This is a genomic window from Pseudomonas medicaginis (assembly GCF_965119365.1).
GTDB lineage: Bacteria > Pseudomonadota > Gammaproteobacteria > Pseudomonadales > Pseudomonadaceae > Aquipseudomonas.
In genome coordinates this window covers 4,910,968-4,924,794 of record NZ_OZ221631.1, presented here as the reverse complement: position 1 = coordinate 4,924,794, position 13,827 = coordinate 4,910,968, and the positions used below count along the sequence as shown (strand labels likewise).

Here is a 13,827-nt window from a genome sequence, read left to right as displayed (position 1 = left end):
GGCGCTCCTAAAAGAAGGTGATTTCCTGTGAAGTCTGTTGCGCGGCCGAGTCGCCGTGGTGATTGCGGCGTTGCTCGTCGGTGGCATAAGTGGTTTCCATGCGCGCCAGCCATTGGCGGGCGTCGATGGAAACGGCCTGTTCGGGCGACTGACTGGCCTGCTGCATGTGCACATGCAGGTCCTCGATGTTGTCGCGCACATGGCTGAGGATCTGGCTGACCCGATCCTGGAATTGCAGGCTGACCAGCACCTCGGTGAGTTCATCGCGAATGCCGAAGCTTTCCCGTTGCAGCATGTCGGCCGAGTCGGCCAGCCGGCCCGTGACATTCTTGAAGCGCTCCAGCACCTGCTGGATGCTCTGCTCGGAGGCGCTGACCGAATGGCTGTCCTGGTCCGCACCGCTGGACGCGGCCTGCACCAGTTGGGTGATGGCGGTGTTGATGATGTCGACCTTGGCCGACATCTGCTGGCCGGTCTCGCTGGACTTGCTCGAGAGGCTGCGCACGGCGTCGGCCACCACGGCAAAGCCACGCCCGGCCTCGCCGGCACGGGCGGCTTCGATGGCGGCGTTGAGGGCCAGCAGGTTGGTCTGCGCGGCAATTGCCGCGACGTCGGCGGCCATGGTGCGCAGCTCCCCGGTATAGGCCGTGAGGTTGCGCACCTGGGCCAGGGTTTCGTCGCGGCTGGCTTGGGTGGTCTTCAGGGAGTCGATGACCTTGACCAGTTCGCCTTCGCTCTGGGCCAGCACCTGCACGGCACCGCCACTGCTGCTGCCGGCCAGTTCACCGGCGGCCAGTTGCGAGGCTTGCACGGTGTCTTCCAGGCGTGAAGAAATGCCGGTGAAGCGGCTGGTCAGGGAGACGATCGCGGTTTCGGTCTGTTGCCGGGAGCTTTCGACCTGCTTGGCCCAGATCGGCATGGCACCGAGGATGACTTCGTTGAGTTGTGCGCTGTTCTTATGGCCTGGATGTTCGGCGGCGTGCAGCTCATTGCGGGCGATGGTCTCGGTGATGGATGCATCAAGCTGACGACGTTGCGCGCGGGCGTTCCATACACCGGCACCGATGCTCAAGGCCAGGATTGCGATACTGAAACCGATGTTTTGCGTACTCGGACCGTTGAGTGCCAGCACGCCAACGCCTGCGGCAATGGCCACAAGCACGGGACTCCAGAGCAGGCGTGGTTGAACTTGGGTAAAGGAATGACCGCGTGAATACGACGTCATGGTTCGGTCCTTGAACAGTGTTGCTAACAGGTTGTTTGCCAATAACTGGTTATCTGCAAAACCGGCACTGCCTTGAGGACCAGTCGTCCGATTTCGACAAAAATAATGGCACATTGCTATCTAAGCATAGACGACATTGGGAAATTGTCGAAACGGCCTGACCTGTGGTAACCCTGGGGCGAGGGCTCTGGCTCCGGCTGGACGGGGCAGCAGCCGCAAAATAATGGGCCAGATCCAGTGTCGTCACAGCGCTGCCAGTTCAGGGCCGCTTCGTAGTCCAGCGCGAGCAAGCGCCCTCGCCTCAGAGAGCGCCCTGACTGATTCTTCTGAAACCAGATGGATGGATTGAGCTAAATTACCCCACATAGGATTTCGAACCTGCCCTCACGAGTGCCCATGCCCACCCAGCCCCTCTGGAAAACCTACCTCCTGTTCCTGATCCCCATGGTCCTGTCCAATTTCCTGCAGTCCATGTCCGGCACGCTCAACAGCATCTACATTGGCCAGATGCTCGGCACCCAGGCCTTGGCGGCGGTGTCGGGCATGTTTCCCATCGTTTTTTTCTTCATCGCTCTGGTCATCGGCCTGGGCGCGGGGGCAGGTGTGTTGATCGGGCAGGCCTACGGCGCCGGAGAAACCGGCACGGTGAAAGCGATTGCCGGTTCGACCTTGTTGCTGGGGGCGATCATCGGTCTGGTGGCGGCGGTGCTCGGCAGTGTCTTTGCGCGTCAGGCGTTGCAGGGGCTTGGCACGCCGGCCGATGTGCTTGAGGACGCCGTTTCCTATGCCCGGGTCATGCTGTGGATCTTGCCGGTGTTGCTGGTATTTGTGCTGTTCACCCAACTGCTGCGCGGGGTGAGCGATACGGTGTCACCGATGTTGGCGCTGCTGGTGTCCACCAGTGCCGGGCTGGTACTCACGCCCGCGTTGATCCGCGGCTGGCTGGGGTTGCCGCAGATGGGCATCCAGAGCGCGGCATGGGCGGGGCTGGTGGGGACGACATTGGCGATGCTGATGCTGGCGTGGCGGCTGAGTCGCCGCGAGCATGCCCTGGCACCGGACCGCGCGCTGTTCGCGGCGATGCGCCTGGACAAGGACATCCTCGGCAAAGTATTGCGCATCGGCTTGCCTACGGGGTTGCAGATGGTGGTGATCTCGCTGTCGGAGCTGGTGATCCTGGCGCTGGTCAATCGCCACGGCTCCCAGGCCACGGCGGCCTACGGCGCAGTGACGCAGATCGTCAACTACGTGCAGTTCCCGGCGCTGTCGATCGCCATCACCGCCTCGATCCTCGGTGCCCAGGCCATCGGTGCCGGACGCCAGGAGCGCCTGGGGCCGATCCTGCGCACGGGGATGGCGATCAACCTCTGGCTCACCGGTGGGCTGGTGCTCCTGGGCTATCTGTTGTCCCACTGGCTGCTGGGGCTGTTCATCACCGATCCTGTCGCGCGGGTACAGGCCGAGCACCTGCTGCACATCATGCTCTGGAGCCTGCTGGTGTTCGGCTTCCAAGCCATCGTCGGCGGCATCATGCGCGCCAGCGGCACGGTACTGGTGCCGGTAGCGATCTCGATTTTCTGCATCGTCGGTGTGCAAGTGCCTGCGGCGTATCTGCTGGACGCGCACTTCGGGTTGCAAGGGGTATGGATGGCGTTTCCGGTGGCTTACTTGAGCATGCTGTTGTTGCAGACGCTGTACTACAAACGGGTCTGGCAGCATCAGCCGATCGAACGCCTCGTATAGGTATAGACCGTTGCGCACTGAACCTCCCATAGATTCAGGGCCTGGCGATGTTACAGTGAGGCCGTCATTCCCCTACACCGTCACCGAGGAGCCGATGTCAGCCAGCCCTTTACCCGCCATTGCCTACCGCGCTTTCCTGTTCGACATGGACGGCACCCTGCTCAATTCCATCGCCGCCGCCGAGCGGATCTGGACGCGCTGGGCCCTGCGCCATGGCGTGGACGTGGCGGCGTTCCTGCCGACCATCCATGGCGTGCGTGCCATCGATACCATCGCCCGTCAGCACCGGCCGGGAGTGGATGCCCAGGCGGAAGCCGAGCAGATTACCCGGGAAGAAATCGAAGATGTCGAAGGGGTGGTGCAGGTGCCCGGTGCGGTGGCCTTCCTGGAAAGCCTGCCGCCGGAGTGCTGGGCGATCGTCACGTCCGCGCCCATGGCATTGGCCTTGCGCCGTATGGAAGCCGCGGGAATCCCGCGCCCGGCAGTGATGGTGACCGCCGAGGATGTGAGCGACGGCAAGCCCAACCCCGCCTGTTATCGCCTGGCCGCCGAGCGCCTGCACGTGGCGCCCCAGGAGTGCCTGGTCTTTGAAGACGCCGAGGCGGGAATCCGGGCGGGCGAGGCGGCCGGGGCCGACGTGATGGTCGTGACGGCAACCCATATGCACCCGGTGAACGCCCTTCATCCGCAGATCAAGGATTATCTTGGGCTAGGCATTGAAGTGGGTGAGGTCGGCCTGATGCGGCTGACCTCGGCGTTGTGACCACAGCAGAGCCCCTGTGGGAGCGAGCTTGCTCGCGACAGCGGTGGTTCAGCTTGCATCTGTGCTGAATGTGCCGCTGTCATCGCGAGCAAGCTCGCTCCCACATTGGATTTGTGGTCCTCAGATAGGTCAGGTCACCACGCGATAGCACGGCACATACGCCGCGCCGCCCGGCAGTTTCATCCGGTGTTGGGCGACGAAGGCCTGGAGCAGGCGGTCGAGGGGTTCCATGATGGCGGCGTCGCCGTGGATCTCGTACGGACCGTGTTCCTCGATCAAACGAATGCCCTTGTCCTTGACGTTACCCGCCACGATCCCCGAGAACGCCCGGCGCAGGTTGGCGGCCAGTTCGTGGGCGGGCAGGTCGCGGCTCAGGCCCAGGCTGGCCATATTGGCGTGGGTCGGGTCGAAGGGGCGCTGGAAGCCCTCGTCGATTTTCAGCAACCAGTTGAAGTGGAAGGCGTCGTTGCGCTCGCGGCGGAACTGTTTGACCTCCTTGAGCCCCTGGGTCATCTGCCGTGCCACTTCGGCCGGGTCGTCGATGATGATCTGATAGTGCTTCTGCGCCGCCTCGCCCAGGGTCGCACCGACAAACGCATGCAGTTGGTCGAGGTACGGCGCGGCGCTTTTCGGCCCGGTGAGGACCACCGGGAAGGGCAGGTCCTGGTTGGCCGGGTGCATCAGGATGCCCAGCAGGTACAGGAACTCTTCCGCCGTACCGGCGCCGCCCGGGAAGATGATGATGCCGTGACCGACCCGCACGAAGGCTTCCAGGCGTTTCTCGATGTCCGGCAGGATCACCAGCTCATTGACGATCGGGTTCGGCGCTTCGGCGGCGATGATGCCCGGCTCTGTCAGGCCCAGGTAGCGACCGCCATGGATGCGTTGCTTGGCGTGGGCAATGGTGGCGCCTTTCATCGGGCCTTTCATCACGCCCGGGCCGCAGCCGGTGCAGATGTCCAGGCTGCGCAGGCCCAGTTCGTGACCGACTTTCTTGGTGTATTTGTATTCTTCGGTGTTGATCGAGTGCCCGCCCCAGCACACGACGATTTTCGGCTCCACGCCCGGGCGCAGGGTGCGGGCGTTGCGCAGCAGGTGGAACACGTAGTCGCTGATGCCCTGGGACGAGCTGAGGTCGATGCGCTGGCTGTCCAGTTCGTTCTCGGTGTAGACAATATCCCGCAGAGCGCTGAAGAGCATTTCCCGGGTGCTGGCGATCATTTCACCGTCGACGAAGGCATCGGCCGGCGCGTTCAGCAGCTCCAGGCGTACGCCCCGGTCCTGCTGGTGAATGCGGATCTCGAAGTCCTTGTAGGCTTCCAGGATGGTCTTGGCGTTATCGACATGGGCGCCGGTATTGAGGATGGCCAGGGCGCACTGGCGGAAAAGGTCGTAGATGCTGCCGGAGCCGGCTTCGCTCAGTTGCTGGACTTCGCGCTGGGACAAGGTCTCCAGGCTGCCCTTGGGGCTTACCGAGGCGTTGATTACATGTCTTTGAGTCATTCAGCTTTCCTTGAAAACGATGCCATGCACACAACGACGGCATCTTGAAAAAAACGTCCACACCGAAAGATCGCACGATCCTTGCGCTACCGCCATGGGCTTCGATCCTCGCCCGGCGAGTCGGTAGCGATACAAAATGAGCTCCAGCATAGCTAAATCGACCGGGCAGGCGATAATGCGTGACTCTTTTGATGCCGTACAAGGAAATTGCGCCGCGATGTTCGAGATCAAACCGTGGGATGGCGACACCTACCGCAAACAGACCCGCCGCAGCACCCTGATCATCGCGGTGGTGTTCCTGGCCTTGGCGATGCTGCTGTCCAGCCTGGCCGTGATGCTGTTGGGCACGCCCGGCGGCGATAACTTTCGCTTCAACCTTGGCGGGGTGATTGTCGCCGTATTGGCGATGGCCGTGCTGATGCGCCAGTACTTCTGGTCGCAGCCGTGGATGGCCGCCGCGGTGTACGGCTGGCAGCTCAAGCGCAGCCTGATGAAAATCACCAACGTGATGCACCAGGTGACGGCGGGTGTAAAGGCCCAGGACCCCATCGCCATGAAGCTGCTGCGCTTCTATCACCTGGGATTGGCCCAGATGCATCAGCTGGACGCCAACTCCAGCGCCCAGGGTTCCCTGGCGCGAGAGGCCGACGCGCACCTGGCGCAGATGCAGGCGCTGGGCCTGGACACCGCACAGTCGCGCCTGGACCCGAGTTGGATCGAGACGGTGAAGCAAGTCTATGGCGCAACATAGGGTTGCTTTGCAGTTTTAGGATCTCATTGATCTATGCCTTTATTTAATCTTCACCACCACTGACTTTCCAGTGCTTGGCGTCTACGGGGAACACCACCTGTTCGACCCGATGAGCGATGCCAAAGGCCAGGGAGTTCTCAGCCGGAATCACCCGTTCCTCGGCGCACAGGCATTTGAAGATGTCCAGTTGGGTCGCGGCGCCGGCGGTTTCCTTGACGTAGATTTCCACGTATCGCGCCACGTCGTTGTCCAGGCTGGACAGGTACTCGCGCAGGCGCGAATGGTCCACGGATTTCTGGCCGAAATACCAGTTCATCGGATGGATCAGGAAGCGTGAATGCGGGGTGGTGGTGCGGTCGCTGGCAGCCAGGAACATGATGATGCCCATCGACTCGATATTGCCGGCATTGACCGCACGCACCGGCACCGGGAGAGACTTGATGAAGGTATACAGCGTAAAACCGAAGTTGGTACTGCCGCCGACGGTGGAAAGGTTGAGCATCAGCGAGTCGGCGCCTTTCTCTATGGCCTCCAGGCAGTGGTCGCGAAAGCGTTCCGTGGTTCCCTGATCGATCTGGCAATGAAAATGGACTATGTGTTCGGACATCGGCAGCTCCTGTCGATTTCACCCTTTTATAAGCCTGTGCAGTGGTCGTGCCGTAAAGTTGGGAGTCTGGTGCTCTGCGGATGTTCCGACTTCTTGACTCGCTGCGGGTGAATCGCTTAAACCGATTGCGTCCGTTCGCACGCCTCTGCGGTTTGTGTCATGCGTTGCAAGAATAGCGTCAGTCCGGCTTCTTCTTCGCTGAGGCCTTTGCGGGCCCGGGGTTTGGGCAACGCCTTCAGGGCACCGAGCAGGAAGCCTTCCACCACCGCCGGATGGATGTAGCATTTACGACAGACGGTCGGCGTGTTGCCCAGTTGCCGGGAGACCTGCCTGACCATCTCGGTGACGTGTCTTTTGGCTTCGGTTTCGGTCTCCCAACGCAGCGCGCGCAACCCTGCCAGGGCGGCGGCGCTGCCGGCCCAGGTGCGGTAGTCCTTGGCGGTGAAGTCGGCGCCAGTCAGGGTCTTGAGGTAGGCGTTGATGTCCGAGGAACTGATGGAATGGCGCTCGCCATGCTCGTCCAGGTACTGGAACAGGTTCTGCCCGGGGATCTCCTGGCAGCGCTTGATGATCCGCGCCAGGCGCCGGTCTTTCACGGTGATCTGGTGTTCGATGCCGCTCTTGCCACGGAATTGGAAGGCGATGGCGCTGCCGTTGACCTCTACGTGTTTGTTGCGCAGTGTCGTCAGGCCGTAGGAGCGATTGGCGCGGGCGTATTGGGAATTGCCGACGCGGATCAGGGTTACGTCCAACAGGGTGATGACCGTGGCCATGACTTTGTCGCGGCTGAAGCCGGGCGTGGCGAGGATTTTTTCCAGGCGCTTGCGCAGACGCGGCAGGGCACGTCCGAATTCCAGCATCCGCGAATATTTGTCCGCATCCCGCACTTCACGCCAGCGCGCATGGTAGCGGTACTGTTTGCGCCCGCGGGCATCGCGGCCGGTGGCCTGGAGATGGCCACGGGGGTCGGTGCAGATCCAGACATCGGTGTAGGCCGGCGGCACCGCCAGGGCATTGATGCGCTGGATCTCGGCTGCGTCGGTAATGCGCTGGCCCTGAGGGTCGAAATAACAGAACTTGCCACGCAATTTCTTGCGGGTGATGCCGGGGGCGGTGTCGTCGACGTAATGCAGGTCGGCCGGTAGTGCATCCGGCGGCAGGGTGTCGGGCATGAAGAAAGTCCTTGGCGGCGAATCCGGTGGCCTGTGATCGATTGACCGCAGCCCGTTGCGGTCGTGCCAAGATTCTGCGGTTACCGCCTTGCAGCCTTCCTACTGTCCAAAGTCGACCGGCGGATCTGTGGGAGCGGGCTTGCTCGCGAATGCGGTGGATCAGCCTCCATCAATGTTGAATCTGCCGACGCTTTCGCGAGCAAGCCCGCTCCCACAGGGTTGTGATTTGGATATTCAAGATTTTATGCCAACACCGCCACCGCCTTGATCTGCGCCCACAACACCTGCCCCGGCTGCAGATGCAACTGGTCGCGGGAGTAGCGGGTGATGCGCGCCAGCAGCGGCGTGCCGGCGGCTTCCAGGCGGATCAGCACATGGGCGGCGTTGTCGGCGGCCTGTTCGCTGATCACGGTGACCGGCAGGCGGTTGAGGATGCTGGTCTGGGCATCGTTCGCCAGGCTGAGGCTGACGTCCCGGGCCTGGACCTTGAAGCGTAGCGACTGGCCGAGGGCCAGGGACGTGTGGGCCACGCGTACGTTCAGTTGGCTATCGGGCAGGTTCAGGGTCAGCAATTGATACGCCGGGTCATAGCCGCTGACCTTGCCCTCGATCACCACGCCGGCGTCATCCCCGAGGGCCAAGGGCAGGTCGAGCCGGGCCAGGGTTTCATCGATGGGGCCGCTGGCCTGCGCGCGGCCAGCGTCGAGCAGCACGATGTGATCGGCCAGGCGTGCCACTTCGTCCTGGGAATGGCTGACATACAGCACCGGGATGTCCAGCTCATCGTGGAGCCGCTGCAGGTAAGGCAGGATTTCGTTTTTGCGCCGGCTATCGAGGGCCGCCAGCGGCTCATCCATCAGCAGCAGCCGCGGGCTGGTGAGCAAGGCGCGGGCGATGCCCACCCGTTGGCGTTCGCCGCCTGACAGGTGGTGCGGCTGCCGATCGAGCAAGTGCCCGATGCCCAGCAGATCGGTGGCCTGTTGCATGTCCACCCGCCGTTGTGCCAGCGCAATGCGCTTGAGGCCAAACGCCAGATTGGCCCGCACCGACAAATGAGCGAACAGGCTGGCCTCCTGGAACACATACCCCACCGGCCGCTTATGGGGCGGCACGCACACACCGTGCTCACTGTCCTGCCACACGTGGCCGTTGACCTCGATAAAACCACGGGCCGGTCGCTCCAGCCCGGCAATGCAGCGCAGGCAGGTGGTCTTGCCGGACCCGGAAGGGCCGTACAGGGCGGTTACGCCACGGCCTGGCAGTTGCACATCCAGGTCCAGGGAAAAAGCCCCATGGTCGAGCTGCAAACGCGCGTGAATCATCGATCAGCTCCAACCGGCACGGGTTCGGCGGCTGGAGTACAACGCCAGCAGCACCAGGAATGAAAACACCAGCATTGCCGCCGCGAGCCAGTGGGCCTGAGCATATTCCAGGGCTTCGACATGGTCGTAGATCTGCACCGACACCACCCGGGTTTTCTCCGGGATATTGCCGCCGATCATCAGCACCACGCCGAATTCGCCGACGGTGTGGGCGAAACCGAGAATCGCCGCGGTGATGAAACCGGGGCGGGCCAGGGGCAGGATGACGCTGAAAAACGTGTCCCAGGGCCCGGCTCGCAGAGTGGCGGCGACTTCCAGGGGGCGGCTGCCGATGGCGGAGAAGGCGTTCTGCAACGGCTGAACCACAAACGGCATGGAGTAGATTACCGAGCCGATCACCAACCCGGTGAAGCTGAAGGTGAGGGTGCCCAGCCCGAGGGCTTGGGTGAACTGGCCGATCCAGCCGTGCGGCCCCAACGCCAGCAACAGGTAAAAGCCGATCACCGTGGGTGGCAACACCAATGGCAACGCCACCACGGCGCCCACCGGCCCGCGCAGCCACGAGCGGGTGCGCGACAGCCATAGAGCGATGGGCGTGCCGATGAGCAGCAGGATCACCGTGGTCAAGGACGCCAGTTTGAGGGTCAGCCAGATGGCGGCATAGTCGGCGCTGGTCAGGGGCATTTAGCGTTGGTAACCGTAGGTTTGGATGATGGCGGCGGCTTTCGGGCCCTTGAGGTAATCCACCAGGGCCACGGCGGCGGGATTGTCCCGGCCTTTGTCGAGGACTACCGCGTCCTGTTTGATCGGGTCGTGCAGGTCGGCCGGGACGATCCACGCCGAACCGCCTGTCACTTTGCCGTCCTTGTACACCTGGGACAAGGCGACGAAGCCCAGCTCAGCATTGCCGGTGGAGACGAATTGGTAGGCCTGGGTGATGTTCTGGCCTTCGACGAGTTTGCTTTTCACCTGTGCGGTCAAGCCGAGCTTGTCCAGCACCTGGGTCGCCGCGAGGCCGTAGGGTGCGGCTTTCGGGTTGGCGATGGACAGGTGTTGGAAATCGTTGTGCGTAAGGACCTGCCCCGTGCCATCGACATAACCCTCTTTGGCTGACCACAGCGCCAGGGTGCCGACTGCGTAGGTGAAGCGCGAGCCCTTGACGGTGTCACCTTCGCTTTCGAGCCTGGCCGGGGTGGTGTCGTCGGCGGCGAGGAAGACTTCGAATGGCGCGCCGTTCTTGATCTGGGTGTAGAACTGCCCGGTTGCCCCGTAGGCCGCCACCAGCTTGTGCCCGGTGTCTTTTTCGAAATCGGCGGCGATGGCCTGGATCGGCGCGGTGAAATTGGAAGCGACCGCCACCTGCACCTCAGCGGCCTGGACGGCTCCAATGGCAAAGAACGTGGTCAGCAGCAACGGTGCGAAGCGGGTGAGGGGCATGGGTGAGGCTCCGTGGGTCAGGTTCGCTATATACCAGAATATATAGCGAATAACCGACAAACGGAACGCGGCATTTTGCCTGGGAAGTGAAGGCGCAAGGGCTGCCGCCATCGCGAGCAAGCTCGGCTCCCACAGGTCCGGTGGTGTGCCTGGATGTGCCGGTTGCCCCCAATCCCCTGTGGGAGCGGGCTTGCTCGCGAATGCGGTGGATCAGCCTCCATCAATGTTGAATCTGCCGACGCTTTCGCGAGCAAGCTCGGCTCCCACAGGTCCGGTGGTGTGCCTGGATGTGCCGGTTGCCCCAAATCCTCTGTGGGAGCGAGCTTGCTCGCGATGGCGGTGGGTCAGCTTGCATTCATTTTGAATGTGCTGCCGCCATCGCGAGCAAGCTCGGCTCCCACAGGTCCGGTAGTGTGCCTGGATGTGCCGGTTGCCCCCAATCCCCTGTGGGAGCGAGCTTGCTCGCGATGGCGTCCGAGCAGGCGATGAAAGGTGTCAGGCATCTGTTTTGTGGAGTCGGGCCAACGCCTCTTCGGCCAACCGCCGGGTCAACTCGGCTGTCGACAGTTCGCGCCCCAAGGGAAAGGCCTGACCGGCCCAGAGGTTGCTGAAGTCCGCTTCGCCCTTGGCGCGCAGGGGCATCAACGCACCGCCCGCCAGGGGGAATGCCGGTGCCAGCGGGCTCATCGGGCCCACTTCGCGCATTACCCGGTTGACGATGCCCCGGGCCGGGCGACCGGTGAACAGGTTGGTGACGGCGGTCTGGCTTTCCTTGGCCGTGCGCAACGCCCGGTGATGGGACGGGCTGATCTTCGCCTCGGGCGTGAACAGGTAGGCGCTGCCCAGTTGCACCGCCGAGGCACCCAGGGCGAACGCCGCGACAATCCCCCGCGCATCGCCGATGCCACCGGCGGCGATCACCGGCACCTTCACCGCATCCACCACCTGCGGCAACAAGGCAAACAGGCCGACCTGAGTGTTGAGATCGTCGCTGAGGAACATCCCGCGATGGCCGCCGGCTTCATAGCCCATGGCGATGATCGCATCGCAGCCGTGCTGTTCCAGCCAGATGGCTTCCTCGACGGTGGTGGCCGAAGAAAGGATTTTCGCCCCGGTGGCCTTTACCCGGTCCACCAGGGATTTTTCCGGCAGGCCGAAGTGGAAACTGACCACTTTCGGACTCATCTCTTCCAGGACCCGGCAGGCGGCATCGTCGAAAGGCGTGCGGTTGGACACCGGGGTCGGGGCATCGAAGTCGACACCCAGTTCCTCGTAGTAGGGCTTGAGTCGCTGTTTCCAGGCCTGGGCTCGCTGCTCATCGAAGGCCGGCGGCTGGTGACAGAAGAAATTCACATTGAACGGCTTGTCGGTCTGCTCGCTGATGGTCGCCAGCGCCTGACGCAGTTGCTCGACATCGAGCATCGCCGCCGGCATCGAACCCAGCCCGCCGGCATTGCAGGTCGCGACCACCATGGCCGGCCCGGTCACTCCGGCCAGTGGCCCCTGGATGATGGGCAGCTCGATACCGAGCAGGTCAAGAAGGCGAGTGTCTGGCCACTGGCTCATGTGCGGGGTCTCCGACGGCAGAAGGAAACAGCGGTTTTAGCAGGTGTGGACTGGAGAGGGCCAGTCGAGTTTTTCAATCGAGCGCCGCAACTTGATCCCGACGGTGGGAGGGTTACCATGCGGGCTTCATACATCAAGGAGCCCGATCCATGGACGTGAAACTCAAGACCGTCGAACCTTTCACCGTGGCCGGTTTGCAGGTACGCACCCGCAACACCGACGAGCAGCAGCCCGACACCGCCCGAATCGGCCCGATGTGGCAGCAGTTCTTCAACGAAGGGCTGTTCGACACGATTCCGGCCCGGCAGTCGGAGTCGTTCGTCTATGGGGTGTATTCCAATTACGAGTCCGACGCCACCGGCCACTTCGATGTGACGGCCGGGGTGCAGGTGGATGCGACCAGCGCAGGCTACCCCGCCGTGGACATCGAGGGCGGGGATTACCTGATGTTTGCGGCCAAGGGGCCGATGCCCGACTGCGTGATCCAGACCTGGGGCCTGATCTGGGCGTACTTCGCGGATAACCCGCAGACATTGCGTCGTTTTACCACCGATTTCGAGGTCTACAGCGGCCCCGACTCGGTGGCGATCTACATCGGCATTCAATCCCCGGACGAGCGCTCCAGCGCCAGCAACTGACGCTTGCGCTCCACGCCCCAGCGATAGCCCGACAGGTTGCCGTCGCTGCGCACCACCCGGTGACAAGGAATCGCCACCGCCAGGCTGTTGGCGCCGCAGGCCTGGGCCACGGCGCGCACGGCCTTGGGCATGCCGATGCGCTGGGCGATTTCGGCGTAGCTGGCGGTGCTGCCCGCGGGAATGTCCCGCAAGGCTTGCCAGACCCGCTCCTGGAAGGCGGTGCCCCGCAGGTCCAAGGGCAGGTCCAGGCCCAGGGCGGGCGCTTCGATGAAGCCCACCACCCGGGCGATCAGTTGCTCGAACTCGCGGTCGGCACCGATGAGGTTGGCCCGGCGGAATTTGTCCTGCAGGTCCCGCACCAGCGCATCCGGGTCGTCCCCCAGCAGGATCGCGCACACGCCACGTTCGCTTTGCGCCACCAGGATCGCCCCCAGGGAACATTGGCCGACGGCGAAACGGATGTCGGTGTTCTGTCCGGCGGCGCGGTAGTCGGCGGGTTTCATGCCCAAGACCTTATCGGCCGCCTCATAAAAGCGGCTGTTGGAATTGAACCCGGCGTCATACAGCGCCTCGGTGATGCTGCCGCCATTGGCCAGGCGTTCGCGGACTTTGCGTGAGCGGTGGGCGGCGGCGTAACCCTTGGGGGTCAGGCCGGTGATGGCCTTGAAGACCCGATGAAAATGGAAAGGGCTCAAGCCGGCGCTTGCGGCCAATTCATTCAGGCCTGGTAATTGCTCGGCCGCCTCGATCTGCCGGCAGGCCGCCGCGACCCGTGCCGCTTGTTGGGCGGCGATCTGGGTCTGGTCGCGGGCCACACGCTTGCTGGGCCGGTAGCCGGCGGCCTGGGCCTGTTCCGGCGTGTCGAAGAACTCGATGTTGCGCGGGTTGGGCAGGCGCGACAGGCTGCTGGGGTGGCAATAGATGCCGGTGGTCTTCACGCCATAGACGAAGGTGCCGTCGGCGCGTGGATCACGGGCGAGCACGGCGGCCCAGCGAGGATCCAGTTCAGGGGCGAGATTGTTTGAAGTGCTGTTCATGGTCGTTATTCCATTGGCCCGTTTTGTCTAGTGCCCTGTGATACAGGACACTAGCGTAGCGAG

12 protein-coding genes and 1 pseudogene are annotated in these 13,827 nt (G+C 63.2%); 4 read left to right on the top strand and 9 right to left on the bottom strand.

From position 1 onward, the window contains the following. Window positions 1–7 precede the first annotated feature (7 nt). Window positions 8–952, bottom strand: a pseudogene (locus tag ACMTA2_RS21305) (methyl-accepting chemotaxis protein); the annotation flags it as partial. Between the two features lie 669 nt (window positions 953–1,621). Here ACMTA2_RS21305 and ACMTA2_RS21300 point away from each other — a divergent pair. Together ACMTA2_RS21300 and ACMTA2_RS21295 are read left to right on the top strand one after the other, a co-directional pair. Continuing rightward, window positions 1,622–2,968: an MATE family efflux transporter gene (locus tag ACMTA2_RS21300; RefSeq protein WP_413791646.1), complete on the top strand. Its 1,347-nt coding sequence runs from the start codon at window positions 1,622–1,624 to the stop codon at window positions 2,966–2,968. Between the two features lie 94 nt (window positions 2,969–3,062). Continuing rightward, entirely contained in the window at window positions 3,063–3,731 is a 669-nt protein-coding gene (locus ACMTA2_RS21295; protein ID WP_413791645.1) for an HAD-IA family hydrolase, read from the top strand. 129 nt (window positions 3,732–3,860) lie between these two features. On the opposite strand, the gene ppnN is transcribed toward ACMTA2_RS21295, so the two are convergent. Then, complete coding sequence (gene ppnN / locus ACMTA2_RS21290) at window positions 3,861–5,234, bottom strand: nucleotide 5'-monophosphate nucleosidase PpnN (RefSeq protein WP_122566255.1); 1,374 nt, start codon at window positions 5,232–5,234, stop codon at window positions 3,861–3,863. Window positions 5,235–5,451: 217 nt separating this feature from the next. Between ppnN and ACMTA2_RS21285 the strand changes: the two genes are divergently transcribed. Then, complete coding sequence (locus ACMTA2_RS21285; protein ID WP_413791644.1) at window positions 5,452–5,985, top strand: DUF3087 family protein; 534 nt, start codon at window positions 5,452–5,454, stop codon at window positions 5,983–5,985. Window positions 5,986–6,028: 43 nt separating this feature from the next. Here the strand turns inward: ACMTA2_RS21285 and ACMTA2_RS21280 are convergent, their stop codons facing one another. The 6 genes from ACMTA2_RS21280 to ACMTA2_RS21255 all read right to left on the bottom strand — a co-directional run bounded on the left by ACMTA2_RS21280 (window position 6,029) and on the right by ACMTA2_RS21255 (window position 12,089). Further along, window positions 6,029–6,592 (bottom strand): ATP-dependent Clp protease proteolytic subunit, encoded by a 564-nt coding sequence (locus ACMTA2_RS21280; protein ID WP_413791643.1) that lies wholly within the window; start codon window positions 6,590–6,592, stop codon window positions 6,029–6,031. A 116-nt stretch (window positions 6,593–6,708) separates the two neighbouring features. Beyond that, entirely contained in the window at window positions 6,709–7,764 is a 1,056-nt protein-coding gene (locus ACMTA2_RS21275) for a DNA topoisomerase IB (protein WP_413791642.1), read from the bottom strand. Window positions 7,765–8,006: 242 nt separating this feature from the next. Beyond that, window positions 8,007–9,086: a molybdenum ABC transporter ATP-binding protein gene (modC, locus tag ACMTA2_RS21270; protein WP_413791641.1), complete on the bottom strand. Its 1,080-nt coding sequence runs from the start codon at window positions 9,084–9,086 to the stop codon at window positions 8,007–8,009. Window positions 9,087–9,089: 3 nt separating this feature from the next. After that, window positions 9,090–9,770, bottom strand: a complete 681-nt coding sequence (gene modB, locus ACMTA2_RS21265) for a molybdate ABC transporter permease subunit (protein ID WP_413791640.1) — start codon at window positions 9,768–9,770, stop codon at window positions 9,090–9,092. Beyond that, window positions 9,771–10,523: a molybdate ABC transporter substrate-binding protein gene (gene modA, locus ACMTA2_RS21260; protein WP_413791639.1), complete on the bottom strand. Its 753-nt coding sequence runs from the start codon at window positions 10,521–10,523 to the stop codon at window positions 9,771–9,773. Between the two features lie 495 nt (window positions 10,524–11,018). After that, window positions 11,019–12,089 (bottom strand): NAD(P)H-dependent flavin oxidoreductase, encoded by a 1,071-nt coding sequence (locus ACMTA2_RS21255; RefSeq protein ID WP_413791638.1) that lies wholly within the window; start codon window positions 12,087–12,089, stop codon window positions 11,019–11,021. A gap of 149 nt (window positions 12,090–12,238) precedes the next feature. On the opposite strand from ACMTA2_RS21255, the gene ACMTA2_RS21250 reads away from it, so the two are divergent. Beyond that, on the top strand, window positions 12,239–12,727 hold the full coding sequence (locus ACMTA2_RS21250; protein ID WP_100264040.1) for a GyrI-like domain-containing protein: 489 nt from the start codon (window positions 12,239–12,241) through the stop codon (window positions 12,725–12,727). Here the strand turns inward: ACMTA2_RS21250 and ada are convergent. Beyond that, window positions 12,691–13,764 carry a bifunctional DNA-binding transcriptional regulator/O6-methylguanine-DNA methyltransferase Ada gene (gene ada, locus ACMTA2_RS21245; protein ID WP_413791637.1) on the bottom strand — a complete coding sequence of 358 codons (1,074 nt, stop codon included), beginning with the start codon at window positions 13,762–13,764 and terminating at the stop codon, window positions 12,691–12,693. The two genes, ACMTA2_RS21250 and ada, sit on opposite strands and share 37 nt — an antisense overlap. Between the last annotated feature and the right edge of the window lie 63 nt (window positions 13,765–13,827).